The organism is Microbacterium sp. MPKO10 (assembly GCF_026107415.2).
Lineage (GTDB): Bacteria > Actinomycetota > Actinomycetes > Actinomycetales > Microbacteriaceae > Paramicrobacterium.
In genome coordinates this window covers 388,917-403,194 of the sequence record NZ_JAPCHX010000006.1, presented here as the reverse complement: position 1 = coordinate 403,194, position 14,278 = coordinate 388,917, and the positions used below count along the sequence as shown (strand labels likewise).

The following is a 14,278-nucleotide window of genomic DNA, read 5'->3' as shown; positions in this document are numbered from 1 at the left end:
AAACGGCCCCGCCGAAGCGGGGCCGAGCAGGTCTGAACTGTGCTGCTTAGAGCGCGCTGACCATCTGCGCGAGACCGGACTTGCGGTTCGCTGCCTGGTTCTTGTGAATGACGCCCTTGCTCACTGCCTTGTCGAGCTTCTTCGAAGCGAGCGCGAGAGCCTTCGACGCTGCTTCTTTGTCGCCAGCGGCAACGGCCTCGCGCGTGCTACGCACCGCGGTCTTGAGCTCGCTCTTGACCTGACGATTGCGCTCCTGCGCCTTGAGGTTTGTGCCGATTCGCTTGATCTGCGACTTGATGTTTGCCACGTTTATCTGTGCCTTCGTTTGGTGTGTTCGGTGGTGCCGGTGGGGCGAGAGAGGGCGCTCCCGGCGATTCGTGCGGTTTCCGCCACACGCAAGCCAACGCTCGATACTACCAGCAACCGCGGGCATCCGGAAACCGTGAGGTCACGACGGGGCACACGCTCCCGCACACGGACCGATAACGAACGAACACATGAACTATTCGGCACTTCGCGTGGGACAATAAGACACTACCGACGACAACAGAGTAAGGAACGCGTTGAGCCCCAGAGCAGTCACGGCCCTCGAGCCCGCCGCTACCGACCCTGCAGCCATCCGCAACTTCTGCATCATCGCGCACATCGATCACGGCAAGTCCACGCTCGCCGACCGAATGCTACAGGTGACAGGCATCGTCGCCGATCGCGACATGCGCGCACAGTACCTCGACCGGATGGACATCGAGCGCGAGCGCGGCATCACCATCAAGAGCCAGGCTGTGCGCATGCCGTGGGAGAAAGACGGCGAAACCTTTGCGCTCAACATGATCGACACACCAGGGCACGTCGACTTCACCTACGAGGTGTCCCGCTCCCTCGCCGCCTGCGAGGGCGCAGTGCTCCTCGTCGACGCCGCCCAAGGGATCGAAGCGCAGACGCTCGCGAACCTCTACCTCGCCCTCGAAAATGATCTCGAAATCATCCCGGTGCTCAACAAGATCGATCTGCCGGCCGCCGACCCCGAGCGGTATGCAGCCGAAATCGCGAATCTGATCGGCGGCTCACCCGACGATGTTCTGCGGGTATCGGGCAAGACCGGAGCCGGTGTTGACGAGCTGCTTGACCGCGTCGTGGCACGCGTGCCCGCCCCGAACGGTGATGCCAAATCGCCGGCGCGCGCCATGATCTTCGACTCCGTCTACGACAGCTACCGCGGCGTCGTCACCTATGTGCGCATGATGGACGGTTCGCTGCGACCCCGTCAGCGCGTTCAGATGATGTCGACGACGGCCACCCACGAACTTCTCGAGATCGGGGTGTCGTCTCCCGAGCCTGCAGCGACGACGGGACTCGGCGTGGGAGAAGTGGGCTATCTCATCACCGGAGTGAAAGACGTGAGGCAGTCTCGTGTCGGGGATACGGTCACCGATGCCAAGACACCGGCGCCCGAGGCTCTTCCCGGTTATACGGATCCGAAGCCGATGGTGTTTTCCGGCCTGTATCCGATCGACGGGGCCGATTATCCGGATCTGCGCGACGCACTCGACAAACTTAAGCTGTCTGATGCCGCTCTCGCGTACGAACCGGAGACGTCGGTGGCTCTGGGCTTCGGCTTTCGGTGTGGATTTCTCGGCCTGCTTCACCTGGAAATCGTGAGTGAGCGCCTCCAGCGCGAGTTTGGACTCGACCTTATCGCGACGGCCCCCAGCGTGACTTACGAAGTTGTCACGGAAGACACCAAGACGTTCACCGTCACGAACCCGAGTGAGTTCCCCGAGGGAAAGATCAAATCGGTTTCGGAGCCGGTCGTGAAAGTCGGCATCATCGCTCCCAAAGAATACGTTGGGGCGATCATGGAGCTCTGCCAGTCGCGCCGCGGAAGCATGCTCGGCATGGAATATCTCGGTGAGGAACGCGTCGAGATTCGGTACAGTCTGCCGCTCGGCGAGATCGTCTTCGACTTCTTCGACCATCTCAAGAGTCGCACGCAGGGTTATGCCTCGCTCGACTACGAGCCCATGGGGGAGCAAGAGGCCGACCTGGTCAAAGTCGATATTCTGCTTCAGGGCGAACAAGTCGATGCTTTCAGCGCGATCGTGCACCGTGAGAAGGCCTATGCGTACGGCGTCCTGATGACCGAGCGGTTGAAGAAGCTCATCCCGCGGCAGCAATTCGAAGTGCCCGTGCAGGCGGCGATCGGATCGCGTATCATCGCTCGCGAGTCGATCCGAGCCATGCGCAAGGACGTGCTCGCCAAGTGCTACGGCGGAGATATCTCGCGCAAGCGCAAACTGCTCGAAAAGCAGAAAGAAGGCAAGAAGCGCATGAAGATGGTCGGGCGCGTAGAAGTGCCACAGGAGGCCTTCATCGCGGCGCTGAGCGGTGAGACCGAGACCAAGAAGGACAAGAAGTAGACACATGCGCCGGTCCAACTTCCAAGACCAGCCGACCGATTACGCGGCGGTGGGGGCGACCCAGGCTGCCGACCTGATGCAGTATCCACCGGACGGCTATCGGCCGCACGAGGAATCGATCAAGATCGGGAGCGGTGACGAGCGTTTCGCCGCAGCATCCGCGTCGGTGTTGTCCTGGGAGGTCCTCCGACTCGCGGGAATCACGGTGGCAAGCATCGAACGCGGTTCCGGAGATGCGTATCAGGGTGTGCGCTTCGCCGAGGACGGAACTCCGATCGGTCGCGGAACCGAGCGCACCGAGGATCGTTTCGCCTCAGACGGCACCCCGTACATCACATCGGGCACGACAGCCGAGCTCTCGGGACGCGTCGGCCCCTATCGAGTGCGCGGGCATATTCGAGTGGTCTATGTCGTGGAGGAGCCACGACGGGTTACCTTCGCCTTCGGCACGGTTTCAGGCCACACGATCAGCGGTGAAGAGTCTTTTGCGATCGAGAAGAGAGACGACGACAGCGTTTGGTTCACCGTACGCGCCTTCGTGCGTGCTGCGCGGCCGCTCTATCGCATTTTCCCCTTTCTGCTCATGCGCAGACGTCGTCGACTGGCGGCTCAGTATCTGAGGGCGCTCTCGCCGGCCTGGGCGCGCACCGTGCGCGACTAGATGTCACCGTCCGCCCTGCCCCTCGGCGATCCCGCACCGACCGACGGCCGCCTGCCGTCATCGGCCGCGTTAGGCTCTGCCACGCGCGACCTCGGGATGTACGTGCATGTCCCGTTCTGCCGCGTGCGCTGCGGCTATTGCGACTTCAACACATATACGGCCACAGAACTCGCGGGCGCCCACCAGAGCGACTACGCGGATGAGGCTCTGCGGGAGATCCGACTGGCCGGGCAGGTCCTCTCGGATGTCGGTGCCGAAGCACGTCCGTTGTCGACTGTCTTCTTTGGTGGAGGCACACCGACGCTCTTGCCCGCGCGTGACTTGGGGCGGATGCTGTCGGGCCTCCGCGATGAATTCGGGTTTGTCGCCGGCGCCGAGGTCACGACAGAGGCGAACCCTGACAGCGTTGACGCGCGGTACCTGAACGAACTGGTCGAGGCAGGCTTCACCCGTGTCTCGTTCGGAATGCAGTCAGCGGTTCCTCATGTGCTCGCGACGCTGGAGCGCACGCATGACCCGGAGCGCATCCCCGACGTCGTTGCCGCCGCGCGGGCAGCAGGCCTCGATGTGAGCCTCGACCTCATCTACGGAACGCCGGGCGAGAGCATCGACGACTGGAGGCGTTCGCTGGAGCACGCCCTCGAACAGCATCCCGATCATCTGTCGGCCTATGCGCTGATCGTCGAGGAGGGCACGAAGCTCGCCCGTCAGATCAGGCGTGGTGAGGTGGCTGTCCCAGACGACGACCTCGAAGCAGACATGTACGAGCTCGCCGAGGCAATGCTCAGTGCCGCGGGCTTCGATTGGTACGAGGTCAGCAACTGGGCACGCGGCGAAGCGCACAGATCGCGCCACAACCTCGCGTACTGGACGGGACAGGACTGGTGGGGCGTCGGCCCCGGAGCTCACAGCCATGTCGGCGGCGTCCGTTGGTGGAATGTCAAGCATCCCGCAGCCTATGCAGGACGACTGGCACAGGGCCTGTCACCTGCCGCGGGGCGAGAGACACTGAGCGATGAGACCCGTCAGCTGGAGCGGGTGCTTCTGGAGACCCGTATCAGCGACGGATTCCCCACGAACGCTCTGAGCGCGCCGGCGCGCACCGCCGTTGCCGGGCTGATCGCAGACGAGCTGGTCAACGCAGAAGCCGCCCTTCACGGTCGCATCGTACTGACCGTGAAAGGGCGGCTTCTGGCGGATGCCGTCGTACGGCGTCTGACCGAATGACCTACTTGATGAAGCGGAAGTTGACCGGGTAGCGGTACGGCTGCCCACCCTTGACCTTGACGCCTCCCACGATCGAGAAGATCAAGTTGAGGATGTACGGGAGCCACGCCAGAAGCGTGAACAGCGCCGAAACGCCCGTCAACGCTGCGAAGCTTCCTCCGGCGATCATCGACGCGACGATGATGCCACTGAGGATCCCCGTCACGATTCCCCACGCGATCATCACGATGAGAATCGTAATTTGCCAGTTCAGAGCCTCTTTGGCCTCCTGACGGACAAACGGGCCACGATCCTTGAACACAAGGTAGATGATCAACGAAGGCAGAATGCTGAGCACGCCACCAAAGTGCGACCACATCGCCCACGTCTTGTCATCCTGCGGGGATAGCGGCTGCGCCCCGGGAGCCTGCGCGTACTGCGGCTGTCCGTACGGCTGCTGCCCGGGCTGCTGGCCGTACCCCGGCTGCTGAGGTGGCTGCTGCCCATACTCAGGCTGCTGGCCGTACCCCGGCTGCGGAGCCTGCTGGCCGTACCCCGGCTGCTGGGGTGGCTGCTGCCCATACTGCGGCTGCTGTGGCTGCTGCGGTGGCTGCTGCTGACCGTATTGCGGCTGCTGTGGTGGGGGTGTCTGAGATGGCTGGCCATGCGGGGGTGGCGGCTGATTGGGATCAGCCGGCTGTGATGCATTGGGGTCAGTCATTGCTTCGCCTTTCGCTTAGTGAGTTCGCTGGCTGGCGAACGCTCGTGTCAAGTCCTTCGCAAGACTTATGAGTAAACCTACAGATACGCCGTGAACGCTGCAATTATCCGCGCCGCTTTGTCACCGACTAAGATTGGCACTCAGAAGCTCGGAGTGCCAGGAAGGAGTCGTGCACCATGGTTTCCGAACGCAGCCTCGACGTGCTGCGAGCGATCGTTGCCGACTACGTCTCGTCACGCGAGCCCGTCGGTTCCAAATCGATCGTGGATCGTCACCAGTTCGGTGTGTCAGCAGCTACGATCCGCAACGACATGGCCCAGCTTGAAGAAGAACAGCTGATCGTCGCTCCGCACACGTCGTCCGGTCGAGTGCCCACCGACAAGGGGTATCGGCTCTTCGTCGACCAGCTCAGGGACAAGCGTCCCCTGTCCCAGGCTCAGCGACGGGCCATCGAGATGTTCCTTGAGCCCTCGGCCGATCTTGACGATCTTCTGGCCCGGACGGTTCGACTGCTCTCTCAAATCACCAATCAAGTAGCACTCGTGCAGTACCCGTCGTTTGCACGCGCGTCGGTACGCCACATCGAGCTCGTGTCTGTTGGCCCCACCACGTTGCTCGTCGTCGTGATCATCGACAACGGCCGCGTGGATCAGCGACTCGTGGAGTCGCGGCATCCGCTGGACGACGATGAGATCTCACGCATCAAAACGCGGCTGAATGACGAGGTGTCCACACGCACCGTCACGGCCGCAGCCGCAGCGCTGGCAGAATGCGAGGCTGTCGAGCCCGCAGACACGACGAACGATGTCCTCGCCTCTGTGCGCGAGGTCGTCCTCGAGGTCCTGAGCCATTACCGCGAGGATCGTCTTGTCATGGCGGGCGCTGCCAACCTCGCTCGTACTGAAGAAGACTTCTCCGGCAGCATCTTTCCCGTCCTTGAGGCACTCGAACAGCAAGTGGTGCTGCTCAGGCTCTTCGGCGAGATGCAGGTGGATCAGCTCGACGTCTCGGCCAGCATCGGGCGTGAAAACGCCCCATTCGGCCTTGATGAGACGAGTATCGTGACGAGCGGCTACCGTTCCTCTGCTGGCGAAATCGCCCGCCTCGGAGTCCTGGGACCGACGAGAATGGACTACGCGGGCAACATCACGGCCGTGCGCGCCGTCGCCCGGTACCTCACACGGCTCCTCGGAGTCGAGTGACACACTCCAGGTGCGCGGCTCGGCGCACAGAACTGCAGATTCGCCGGACGAGCCCGACCGGCGTACGACGAGGAAAGGCCACGAGTGGCTGACCACTACGAAACACTCGGCGTGTCGCGCGACGCGTCGGCCGATGAGATCAAGAAGGCGTACAGGAAGCTCGCGCGTCAGCTGCATCCTGACGTCAACCCGAGCCCGGAAGCCGCTGACACGTTCAAGAACGTCACGCACGCCTACGACGTTCTCAGCGACCCACGGCAGCGCGCCGAATACGACGCGGGCGGGCGCAACCCGTTTGGCTCCGCCGGGGGCTTTGGCGGTTTCGGCGACATCTTCGATTCATTCTTCGGCGGAGGAGGCGGAGGTGGCAGAGGGCCGCGCTCTCGCCAGGAACGCGGGGAAGACGCCCTGCTTCGCATCGAGGTAGACCTGATCGACGTGATGTTCGGCAGCACGAAGCAGATCGACGTCGACACCGCGGTGCTGTGCGAGACGTGTGAGGGCTCCTGCTGCCAGCCGGGCACGTCTCCCGTCACCTGTGACATCTGCCACGGCACCGGGCAGGTGCAGCGCACGGTGCGCTCACTGCTCGGCAACGTCGTCACCGCCAGCCCCTGCGGAACCTGCCGGGGATACGGGACAGTCATTCCCAACCCGTGTGTGACCTGCCAGGGTCAGGGCCGGGTTCGCGCCCGCCGCACTGTGTCCGTGGACATTCCGTCGGGCGTAGACACCGGCCTGCGGCTTCAGATGCCGGGCAGCGGTGAGGTCGGCCCAGGCGGCGGACCATCGGGCGATCTCTACCTCGAGATCAAGGTGCGTCACGACGATGTCTTCAGCCGCAACGGCGACGACATCCTCTGCACCCTCGAAGTCTCCATGGCCGACGCGATCCTGGGAACCACCAGCACGATCAACGCTCTAGACGGCGATGTCGAACTTGAGGTGCGTCCCGGCGTTCAAAGCGGCGACGTTCTCGTGATCAAGGGACGCGGCATCACGGCTTTGCGTAGCAGCAACCGCGGCGACTTGCGCGTAGGAGTGCAGGTTGTCACCCCGACGAAACTCGATCACAAGGAGCGCGATCTCATCCGCTCCTTCTCCGAGCGGCGCCGAGAACCCGCGCCTCAGCTTGCGCACTTCCAGCAGGGACTCTTTGCGAAACTCCGCGACCGCTTCGTGAGCTGATGTGAGCACCCTCTACCTCGACGATCACTTGGAGCACGCGACACCAGGCGACCTCCTGGCCCTGGGAGGCGCGGAAGCCAAGCACGCGGTGTCCGTCAGCCGTGTGCGGCCGGGCGAACACGTGATGGTCGGCAACGGGAGAGGCCTGCTCGTGACCGGCGTCGTGGAATCTGCTCGACCGGGTGAAGTGGTCGTCACGGCGGAGAGCGTAGACAGCCACAGCCCACGGACGCCCCGCGTCCATCTCGCACAGGCACTCGCGAAAGGTGACCGCGATGAGCGGGCTGTGCAGATGTGCACCGAGCTCGGAGTGACCGGAGTGATTCCGTGGCAGGCTGCGCGGAGCGTCTCCCGCTGGGATGCCGCCAAGGCTGCGAAGGGCGTGCAGCGGTGGCAGACGATCGCTCGTGAAGCGTCAAAGCAGTCGTTGCGGGCCCACATTCCCGTCGTCGAGACCGCTGCGACCACGGCGGACCTCGCCGATCGCGCTGCAGACAGCCGGATGCTGGTGCTCGACCCGCAGGCTGACACGTCTCTCAGCAGCATCCATCTCGACGACCGCGCGATCACAATCGTCGTCGGTCCGGAAGGGGGAATCGAGGAACGTGAGTTCAAGATATTTGCCAATGCCGGTGCCGAGCGCGTGCGTCTCGGCCCCACCGTTTTGCGCACCTCGTCAGCGGGAGCCGCATCGCTGGCCGTACTCAACGTCATGACAGGCCTGTGGTGAGCGCGCACGACTCGCTCGGTGATTCCGTAGGATGGAGACATGACTGAGACGACCCCGAGTATTTTCAGCCGCATCGTCGCGCGTGAGATTCCGGCGACGATCGTTGCTGAAACCGACGCGCTGATCGCCTTTGAAGACATCAACCCGCAGGCGCAGGTGCACGTTCTCGTCGTGCCCAAGACCGAACGCTACGCGACGGTGAGTGAGCTGGCTTCGGGCGACCCGCAGCTGCTCGCCGATCTCGTCGGCATGGCTCAGCAGATCGCTGACGACCGCTCCAGCGGACAGTACCGTCTCATCTTCAACAGCGGAGAACAGGCGGGGCAGACCGTCTTTCACGTGCACGCGCATATTCTTGCCGGAGATCTCGGAGAGGGGTCACTTGTCGGACGCTGACCAGCCCGAATCCGGGGCACCGACCTCCGCCGAGATGCACATCGACGGCATCGCCATGGTGCAGCTCCTCGGCCCGCAGGATCGCCTGCTGACGCGCATCGAGCACGAGCATCCTGATGTCAGCGTGCATGTCCGCGGCAATAAGATCACACTCACCGGTCCGACGGAATCCGTCGCTGCCACACGTGAGCTGATCGAGCAGCTTCTCGTCCTCGTGCGAAACGGGCAGGATCTCGCGCAATCAGACGTGACGACGTCATCACGGCTACTCGACGAAGGCAGCCACACGCCGTCCGACATCCTCGGACAGACGATTCTGCAGGCCCGCGGAAAGACGATCCGCCCGAAGACTGCCGGCCAGAAGCAGTATGTCGACGCCATCGACGAGAACACCGTGGTCTTCGGCATCGGCCCGGCCGGGACAGGCAAGACCTACCTGGCTATGGCGAAGGCTGTGCAGGCACTGCAGCGCAAAGAGGTCACCAGGATCATCCTCTCGCGACCGGCAATCGAGGCAGGGGAGCGTCTCGGATTCCTTCCCGGAACGCTGACCGACAAGATCGATCCGTATCTGCGCCCCCTCTACGATGCGCTCAATGAAATGATGGACCCGGAGCTAGTGCCGCGTCTACTCGCGGCGGGTACGATCGAGGTCGCCCCGCTCGCGTATATGCGGGGACGCACGCTGAATGACTCATTCGTGGTGCTGGACGAAGCGCAGAACACAACGCCAGAGCAGATGAAGATGTTCCTGACAAGGTTGGGTTTCAACTCGAAAATGGTTGTCACAGGTGACATCACGCAGGTGGATCTTCCCGGCGCAGCATCCGGCCTTCGCCTGGTCACGCGTGTGCTGAACGGCATCGATGACATTGAGTTTTGCCGACTGACCAGTGACGACGTCGTGCGTCACACGCTGGTCGGGCAGATCGTGGACGCGTACAGCGAGTACGATCAGCGCCAGCAGGCTGAGCGATTCGAGCGCGATCAGGCCCGCGAATTTGCTAACAGGGCAGAACGTCGCGGCAGATCGTCCCGAGACGATAGACGCCGACCCGGAGGGTTCACATCGTGAGCATCGAGATCAATAACGAATCGGCGGTCAGCGTCGATGAAGGCGCTCTGTTGCGTCTCGCCAATCACGCGCTGGGTGCCATGCACGTCAGCACTGAAGCCGAGCTCAACATTGTTCTCGTCGACGAAGGAGCGATGGAGCAGCTGCATGTGCAGTGGATGGATGAACCCGGGCCGACCGACGTCTTGAGCTTCCCGATGGACGAGCTGCGCCCGGGAACCGAGGAGAACCCCGCTGCTCCCGGGCTGCTCGGCGACATCGTCCTGTGCCCGCAGGTGGCCGAGCTCCAGGCCGAAGCGGCAAAGCATTCGACATTGGACGAACTGCTTCTTCTGACCACGCACGGCATTCTGCATCTGCTGGGCTTCGACCACGCCGAGCCGGACGAAGAGCGCGAGATGTTCGGCATCCAACGAGACATTCTGCTCTCGTTCGCGACCATCGACCGACATGGGGCCTAAGTGCTCCTGATTGTCTTCGTGTGCGCAGCGCTCGCGCTCATCGCTTTCGCGGGGCTCATGACAGCGACGGATGCCGCGATCGGGGTCAAGTCGCGCAGCGATATTCAGGAGCTCGCGGAACGTGCTCGGCGACCGCGTGCTCTGGAAGCCGTCGCCATCGATCCCGGCGCGCACATGAACTCGATCAACTTCATGCGCATCTTCGCTGAAACGACCGCTGCGGTGCTCGTGACGCTGGTGTTCGCCGAACTGTTCCCGCAGCTGTGGCTCGCCCTGCTCGTGTCGGCATTCATCATGACGATCGTGTCGTTCGTCCTCGTCGGGGCCAGCCCCCGCAGCTTTGGGCGCAATCACGCCGATACGCTTCTGCATCTCACGGCACCGCTCATCCACTTCGTGCGTGTGCTTCTCGGACCCGTCGCGCATGCGTTGATGGCGTTCGGAAATCGCGTCACACCCGGCGTCCCGCGCGAGATCTCGTTCTCGTCAGAAGAGCAGCTCTTGAGCATGGTCGACGAGGCCACTGAAATGAGTGTTCTCGAAGAAGACGACCGCGAGCTCATCCACTCGATCTTCGAGTTCAACGACACGTATGTTCGGGAGGTGATGATCCCGCGCACGGACATGGTGAGCATCGATCACGAGACCACGGTTGTCGACGCCCTCGGCGTATTTCTCGGAACGGGCATCTCACGCGCGCCCGTCATCTCCGACGATGTTGATGAGGTGCTCGGCATCCTTTACCTCAAAGATCTGGCGCGCGTCGTCTACGAACGCGATGATGACGCGCAGCAGGGCAGCGCGCTTGAACTGACCCGGCCCGCACTGTTCGTGCCTGAGTCGAAGAAGGTCGATGATCTGCTTCAGCAGATGCAGGTAGAGTCGAACCACCTGGCGATGGTCGTCGATGAGTATGGCGGCATAGCGGGCCTCGTCACGCTCGAGGATCTGATTGAAGAGCTGATCGGCGACATCGCCGACGAATACGATCATGAGCCGGAGGACGTCGAACGCCTTGACGACGCGCGATTCCGCGTCAGCTCACGACTCTCGCTCGACGAACTGGGGGATCTCTTCGATCTCGACATCGAGGACGACGACGTGGATTCGGCAGGCGGGCTCTTGGCGAAGTCCCTGGACAGGCTGCCCGAGTCGGGTGACACAGCGACCACGCACGGTCTCCGGATGATTGCCGAGCGAACGCGGGGCAGACAGGGCGAGATCAGTACCATCATCGTGACACGAGAAACGGATGCCGGTTCGGACCGTTCAGAGGAACAGGAGCGAGCATGAGCGGCACAGGCGCGAGCAACTATCGGGCGGGCTTCGTCTCGTTCGTCGGCAGACCCAACGTCGGGAAATCGACGCTGATGAATGCGCTGGTCGGCACGAAGGTGGCGATCACGAGTGAGAAACCGCAGACAACGCGCAAGGCGATTCGCGGCATCATCACGGCGCCCAACGGCCAGCTCATCATCGTCGACACCCCCGGGGTGCATCGGCCCCGGACCCTGCTCGGTGAACGGCTCAACGATCTGGTCCAGTCGACGCTCAGCGACATGGACATCATCGGCATGTGCGTACCGGCGGGGGAGAAGATCGGACCAGGGGACCGTTACATCAATGATCAACTCGATGCGTTCCCTCGAGCGCGCAAAGTCGCGATCGTCACCAAGATTGATGCCGTGCCGAAGGCCCGGGTCGCTGATCAGCTGTTCGCCGTGTCACAGCTGAGGGAATGGGACGAGATCATTCCCGTGTCAAGCACCGAGGGCATTCAACTCGACATCCTCACCGATCAGCTCATCATGTTGCTTCCAGAATCGCCGAAGCTCTATCCAGACGAACGGGTCACCGATGAGTCGCTCGAAGATCGCATTGCCGAGTACATTCGCGAAGCTGCGCTCGAGGGCGTGCGTGACGAGCTTCCGCATTCTCTCGCTGTCACGATCGACGATGTGAGCAAGCGTGACGACAAGGAGATCGTCGATGTCTTTGCAAATCTCTTCGTGGAACGCGACAGTCAGAAAGCGATCGTGATCGGCAAGCACGGATCCCGCCTCCGCGACGTGGGAGAGCGCGCTCGGGCGCAGATCGAGCCGCTCGTCGGCTCTCGAGTGTTCCTTTCGCTCCGGGTCAAGGTGGCTCGTGATTGGCAACGAGATCCGAAACAGCTGGGTCGGCTCGGGTTCTGATCAGCCATCATGCAACTCGCGGATGATTTCGCACAACGTGAGGATGAGCGCGGTCGAAATCGATCGCCTCAGCGACGCCGGCGCACTACTGTTGAGCGCATGATTCGCCCGCTCCTGCCACGTCAATACGCTGTCGATGGCGTCATTGGAGCCTTCATCTGCCTCCTGGCCCTCCCGTTCGCGATGCACGGCGGGGCCGCTGAGCCGTGGGTGCTACTGGCGATTGGCGGTGCTCTCGTCCTGCGGCGGACATCGCCCGCACTCTCGCTGTCCGTCGCTTGGCTGGCCGCCATCGTTCAAATGGTCTCGGGGGCGACACCGAATGCGTACAACATCGCCATACCCATTGTTCTCTACGCCACGGCTCGGTACGGGCAGGGCTGGGTGCGCTGGTACGGACTCGGCTCTGCGATCTTCGGCGGAGTGGTCGCATCCGCCTACACGGTTCTTTTGACGAACTCACAGCTTCCTCGCGACTTGACGTCGATCTCAATCGTCTCTTTCGCCACGATTATGGGATCGATCGTCGGTGTTCTCGTTCTCGGGCTGTCCTGGACACTTGGTCAGCTGATGCGGACCGCTGATGCCGCACGGCAGGCCGGATACGATCGCTTCCGCGCGCAGCAAGCGCAAGTGCTCGCCGAACAGGCCACGGCTATCGAGCACGAAAGAGGCAGAATCGCGCGCGACATGCACGACGTCGTTGCACACTCACTCGCCGTCGTCGTCGCGCAGGCCGACGGTGCCCGGTACGTGCACAAGGGCGACGCCGAAGCGCTCGCGGGTACTCTCGAGACGGTCTCCGACACGGCTCGTCACGCTCTCGGCGATGTTCGGCTGCTACTGAGCGAGTTGCGACATGAGCAGGATGCCGGTCCCCAACCGGGACTCGCCGACATTGACGCCCTTGTGGAGAGGATGCGCACGGCAGGACTGTCTGTGAGGTACACGCTCATCGGTACGCCCCCTGATCTGCCCACGGGCAGGCAGATCGCCGCCTATCGCATCATGCAGGAGGCCCTGACCAATGCCTTGCATCACAGCGACCGAACGGTCGATGTCGACGCGATTGTCAAAGGAGACGCTGACGGCGTTGAACTCATCATTGAGAATGCCACAGCTCCAGCTGGTGCGTCCGAGCCGGGCGGTCTCGCGCGAGGGCACGGTCTTCCCGGGATGAAAGAGCGTGCGGCCCTTGCGGGCGGTACGCTCGATATCGACGCTTCCGCCATCGGAAGATTCCGCGTCCATGCACGACTCCCCGCAGCCTGAGTTGAGTGAGGTCACCGTCTGATGCCCGAGACCATTTCCGTCGCCCTCGTCGACGATCAGTCACTGTTCCGCGCCGGCATCCGGATGCTGATCGATTCGCAATCCGACCTAGAATTCGCGGGTGAAGCCGAGAATGGTCACCAAGGCATTGAACTGGCTCGAACCGCGAGACCCGACGTGATCCTGATGGACGTGCGTATGCCGGCCCTCGACGGGATCGAGGCGACAGAGCGCATCCTTGCCGAAGCCGATGCCGCCGGCCGGACCCCGCCCCGCATTATCGTCCTCACCACCTTCGAGCTCGATGAGGGTGCAGCACGTGCCTTGCGCATCGGGGCAAGCGGTTTTCTCCTCAAAGATTCTCAGCCGGAGTTTCTGCTCGCCGCCATCCGATCAGTGCACTCGGGGAGTGCCGTGATCGCCCCGGGCGCGACGAAGACGCTCCTTGCGCAGCTGGGACATTCCGCGGTGCATAGAGACCCGATCGAGTTCGCTGCGCTCACCGATCGTGAAAAGCACATATTCCGACTTGCGGCCGCGGGTCTGAGCAACTCCGAGATCGCTCAGAAGGAGTACCTCAGCGAAGCGACGGTGAAGACCCACGTCAGCCGGGTTCTCAGCAAACTCGGCGCGCGTGATCGCGTGCAGCTGGTGATCTACGCGTATGAACACGGCATCGCCAGCTGATCTCCATCTCATGATCGACGCAGGTCATCCTACGGGTTGACGCCTCCGACTCTCGCCGTCCATAGCG

General features: G+C 62.8%; 15 protein-coding genes. 13 read left to right on the top strand and 2 right to left on the bottom strand.

Features of this window, described 5'->3' with window-relative positions:
• Positions 1-46: 46 nt before the first annotated feature.
• Positions 47-307, bottom strand: coding sequence for a 30S ribosomal protein S20 (gene rpsT, locus OK352_RS15515; protein ID WP_265142406.1), 261 nt, complete (start codon positions 305-307; stop codon positions 47-49).
• Between the two features lie 256 nt (positions 308-563).
• On the opposite strand from rpsT, the gene lepA reads away from it, so the two are divergent.
• The 3 genes from lepA to hemW are packed head-to-tail and all read left to right on the top strand — an operon-like array spanning position 564 to position 4,305.
• Complete coding sequence (lepA, locus tag OK352_RS15510; protein WP_265142405.1) at positions 564-2,417, top strand: translation elongation factor 4; 1,854 nt, start codon at positions 564-566, stop codon at positions 2,415-2,417.
• 4 nt (positions 2,418-2,421) lie between these two features.
• Positions 2,422-3,078, top strand: a complete 657-nt coding sequence (locus tag OK352_RS15505; RefSeq protein WP_265142404.1) for a DUF1990 family protein — start codon at positions 2,422-2,424, stop codon at positions 3,076-3,078.
• Positions 3,079-4,305 carry a radical SAM family heme chaperone HemW gene (gene hemW / locus OK352_RS15500; protein WP_265142403.1) on the top strand — a complete coding sequence of 409 codons (1,227 nt, stop codon included), beginning with the start codon at positions 3,079-3,081 and terminating at the stop codon, positions 4,303-4,305. It abuts the gene before it with no gap.
• Position 4,306: 1 nt separating this feature from the next.
• Here the strand turns inward: hemW and OK352_RS15495 are convergent, their stop codons facing one another.
• Entirely contained in the window at positions 4,307-5,005 is a 699-nt protein-coding gene (locus tag OK352_RS15495) for a DUF4870 domain-containing protein (RefSeq protein WP_265142402.1), read from the bottom strand.
• A 176-nt stretch (positions 5,006-5,181) separates the two neighbouring features.
• Between OK352_RS15495 and hrcA the strand changes: the two genes are divergently transcribed.
• The 10 genes from hrcA to OK352_RS15445 all read left to right on the top strand — a co-directional run bounded on the left by hrcA (position 5,182) and on the right by OK352_RS15445 (position 14,211).
• Positions 5,182-6,207 (top strand): heat-inducible transcriptional repressor HrcA, encoded by a 1,026-nt coding sequence (gene hrcA, locus OK352_RS15490; RefSeq protein ID WP_265142401.1) that lies wholly within the window; start codon positions 5,182-5,184, stop codon positions 6,205-6,207.
• Positions 6,208-6,291: 84 nt separating this feature from the next.
• Complete coding sequence (gene dnaJ, locus OK352_RS15485) at positions 6,292-7,395, top strand: molecular chaperone DnaJ (RefSeq protein WP_265142400.1); 1,104 nt, start codon at positions 6,292-6,294, stop codon at positions 7,393-7,395.
• 1 nt (position 7,396) lies between these two features.
• Positions 7,397-8,125, top strand: a complete 729-nt coding sequence (locus tag OK352_RS15480) for a 16S rRNA (uracil(1498)-N(3))-methyltransferase (protein WP_265142399.1) — start codon at positions 7,397-7,399, stop codon at positions 8,123-8,125.
• Between the two features lie 39 nt (positions 8,126-8,164).
• Positions 8,165-8,521 carry a histidine triad nucleotide-binding protein gene (locus tag OK352_RS15475; protein WP_265142398.1) on the top strand — a complete coding sequence of 119 codons (357 nt, stop codon included), beginning with the start codon at positions 8,165-8,167 and terminating at the stop codon, positions 8,519-8,521.
• Between the two features lie 34 nt (positions 8,522-8,555).
• Positions 8,556-9,596 (top strand): PhoH family protein, encoded by a 1,041-nt coding sequence (locus tag OK352_RS15470; RefSeq protein WP_265142544.1) that lies wholly within the window; start codon positions 8,556-8,558, stop codon positions 9,594-9,596.
• Positions 9,593-10,057 (top strand): rRNA maturation RNase YbeY, encoded by a 465-nt coding sequence (ybeY, locus tag OK352_RS15465; protein WP_265142397.1) that lies wholly within the window; start codon positions 9,593-9,595, stop codon positions 10,055-10,057. The genes OK352_RS15470 and ybeY overlap by 4 nt, the downstream gene beginning before the upstream one ends.
• Positions 10,058-11,350, top strand: a complete 1,293-nt coding sequence (locus tag OK352_RS15460) for a hemolysin family protein (protein ID WP_265142396.1) — start codon at positions 10,058-10,060, stop codon at positions 11,348-11,350. It abuts the gene before it with no gap.
• Positions 11,347-12,252, top strand: a complete 906-nt coding sequence (gene era / locus OK352_RS15455) for a GTPase Era (protein WP_265142395.1) — start codon at positions 11,347-11,349, stop codon at positions 12,250-12,252. Before OK352_RS15460 ends, era begins: the two co-directional genes overlap by 4 nt.
• 99 nt (positions 12,253-12,351) lie before the next feature.
• A complete protein-coding gene (locus OK352_RS15450) occupies positions 12,352-13,524 on the top strand; it encodes a sensor histidine kinase (protein ID WP_265142394.1) in 1,173 nt (390 codons plus the stop codon).
• Between the two features lie 21 nt (positions 13,525-13,545).
• The gene (locus OK352_RS15445; protein ID WP_265142393.1) at positions 13,546-14,211 is read left to right on the top strand and encodes a response regulator; all 666 of its coding nucleotides are present in this window, start codon (positions 13,546-13,548) and stop codon (positions 14,209-14,211) included.
• Positions 14,212-14,278: the final 67 nt, after the last annotated feature.